General features: G+C 70.3%; 2 protein-coding genes and 1 pseudogene. All 3 read right to left on the reverse strand.

Going from position 1 to position 2,194, the window contains the following annotated elements:
* A pseudogene (locus tag G3N97_RS38255) lies at nucleotides 1-224 on the reverse strand (carboxymuconolactone decarboxylase family protein); the annotation flags it as partial.
* Nucleotides 225-389: 165 nt separating this feature from the next.
* Nucleotides 390-1,352 carry an AraC family transcriptional regulator gene (locus G3N97_RS38260; RefSeq protein WP_205997920.1) on the reverse strand — a complete coding sequence of 321 codons (963 nt, stop codon included), beginning with the start codon at nucleotides 1,350-1,352 and terminating at the stop codon, nucleotides 390-392.
* A gap of 144 nt (nucleotides 1,353-1,496) precedes the next feature.
* The coding region (locus tag G3N97_RS38265) for an MFS transporter (RefSeq protein ID WP_205997921.1) at nucleotides 1,497-2,194 on the reverse strand (698 nt) is incomplete at its 5' end.

Here is a 2,194-nt window from a genome sequence, read left to right on the forward strand (position 1 = left end):
TGAATCGCGGCGGCGGTGATCTGCACGGCTTCGCGCTCGGCGAGCGTCAGGCCGCTGCGGCCATTGATTTCGCCGACGGTCAGATACGTTTCGAGCGCGACGGGCGCGTTCGCGAGCGAGGCGACGAGGTTCGGCAGGAAGCCGTTCGCGGCGAGCGAGCGCTCGAGGAAAGGGCGGCTCGCCTCGGGGGCGCTTTCGACGGTGTGCAGCGGCAGACGGCTCATGGGATTCCTCACGGATAGAAGCGGATCGATGTGCCGATTCTGGGCGCGGCGCGAAGCGCGGGCAATGCGCCGCTGTCCGCGATTCATGCGGGATTGTCTTGCGCGGCGCGGACGGGTTCGCGATCGGGCAGCGTTGAAGCGGCGCGCGGCCCGGATCCGCGCAAGCTAGTGCAGCGCGGCGAGCGCCGCGTCGCCCGAGGCCGCGCGCCGCCATGCGCTGGGCTGGACGCCGGTCACGCGCTTGAACGCCTGGGCAAACGCCGATTCGGACTGGTAACCCACCTGCTCGGCGGCGTCGGGCATGCTCGTGCCGGTGCTCAGCATCGACGCCGCGAGCTTCATGCGCACGAGCGTCAGGAACTGCGCGGGCGGCTGGCCGCAGAGTTCGGCGAACAGCTTGCAGAAACGCGCGCGCGACATGTGCGCGAAATCGGCCATGCTTGCCGTGGTCCAGCGCCGCCCCGGCTCGGCGACGATCGCCGCGACCAGCGGCGCGAACGCCGGACGGCGCAGCAGCGCCCAGAAGCAGGGCGTCAGTTCGTCGTTCGAATCGAGCGCGCGCAGCGTGTAGAGAAACAGCAGGCTCGTGAGCCGCGCGATCAGGGGCGAGGGCGTGTGCGGATCGAGATGCGCCTCGGCGCGGATCAGCTCGAAGATCTGGCGCGCGCCGTGCAGCGCGGGCTGATCGTGCCGCGCGATCACGTGATCGGGCAGCAGGTCGAGCATCAGGCCGTCGAGGCCGGACTTGAACTCGAAGAAGCCGCACGCAAGACCGAGGCTGTCGGGCGCGGGCAGGCCGACCGCGTCGAGTGGCGTCATCGTGCCGTGACGGGCGTGTTCCGCGCCCGCTGCGGGCGGCAGCGCGTGCGGCGACAGGCAGTGCGCGACGTCGTCGAGCAGGAACACGGCGTCGCCGGCGGCGAGCGCCACGCTGCGCGCCGGACGGCCGGGCCGCTCCGGCAGATGCAGCCAGCAGCGGCCATGCAGGACGAGGTGGAAACTGGCGCGGCGATGACCGCTCGTCGAGGCCTGCCAGGCGCCGCAATACTGGCCGACGTGAAACAGCGTGCTGGTGACTTCGAGGCCTTCGATCAGCCAGGCGGAAAACGCATCGACTTGGGACGGCATGGAATCGGAACGGAAAAACGCGCGCGGACGTCGCGCACGGTCTCTCACCATAATGCGTTTTGGCTCCGCGCTTACGAAGTTATTGTTCGATGCTTATGGGGGATCGCGGAATGGCGGAATGGCGCGGATCGTGCGGATCGCGCGCTAGCCCGCGTCGATCGCGCGCGCGACGATGGCGAAACCGCCCGCATACGCCGCCGCGATGATCGCGAAGCCCGCGGCCGTCGCGCGGCCTGCGTCCGCGAAGCTGTGCAGGACCACCGCGGCAATCGCCACGCCGAGCAGCGAGCCAATCTGGCGGCTCGCGTTGAGCGACGCGGCGGCGAGGTTGGCATCCTCGGGGCGGGCCGCATGCATGACGACGAGGTTCATCGCCGGGATAGCCTGGCCCGCGCCGAAGTTCGCGACGCCGATGCAGAGCGTGAGCGCCCAGTAAGGCAGCGCGTCGATGCCGAGCAGCGCGGCGCTGCCCACGGTCGCGAGCCCGAGCCCCGCGAGCAGCGTGCCGCGCGGACCGAGTCGTCGGCTGACGCGCGCGGAGGTGAGATTGCCGATGCCGAACATCGCCATCAGCGGGAAGAGCTGAAAGCCCGTCACGAGCGCGCTCGATCCGCGTTCCTGCTGCAGATAGAGGCTGATCAGAAAGATCTCGGCGAGGATGCCGAAGTTGATCGCGAGCCCGAGCAGGCTGCCCGCCACGAAGCGCCGTTCGCCGAGCAGCGCGCGCGACAGGATGCGGTGACGCGCGTAGCGTTCGCGCAGCGCGAAGGCGGCCGTGGCCGCGGCGGTCGTCAGCGCGCAGGCGAGGATGGCGGGCGAGGTCCAGCCGAGCGTCGGGCCCT

It is taken from the genome of Paraburkholderia sp. Ac-20347 (genome assembly GCF_017104805.1).
In the GTDB taxonomy this organism is placed as follows: Bacteria; Pseudomonadota; Gammaproteobacteria; order Burkholderiales; family Burkholderiaceae; genus Paraburkholderia; species Paraburkholderia tropica.

Coding starts and splice junctions, on each gene's coding strand:
- G3N97_RS38260 (WP_205997920.1), bottom strand. CDS start 1,352: ATGCCGTCCCAAGTCGATGCGTTTTCCGCCTGGCTGATCGAAGGCCTC.